Raw genomic sequence first — 250 nt, 5'->3', positions numbered from 1 at the left:
AGCTTTGATCGCCTTTTTCGCTGTTGTCGTCCGAGCTGTAGTACATACCTACTGCGCGGCCATACAAATCAACGGTTGCCCCATCCTTGTCATAAACGTTTGCAGCAGCAGCCGAGCCAGAAACAAAAGCAGTAATCAATGCCGATGCTAAAACAGTTTTTTTCATTTCTTTTTCCCCTAAGTAGGTATCAAGTACTTCATTGCTGTTTTGATGGGCTGCAGGATAGAAGGTGAATATGACAAAAAAATG

1 pseudogene is annotated in these 250 nt (G+C 43.2%); it reads right to left on the bottom strand.

Features of this window, described 5'->3' with window-relative positions:
- A pseudogene (locus ACYP03_RS27240) lies at positions 1 to 250 on the bottom strand (hypothetical protein); the annotation flags it as partial.

Source organism: Photobacterium sp. R1 (assembly GCF_054600795.1).
Note: the sequence above shows the minus strand (reverse complement) of the source record. Positions and strands in the feature narration are given on the sequence as shown.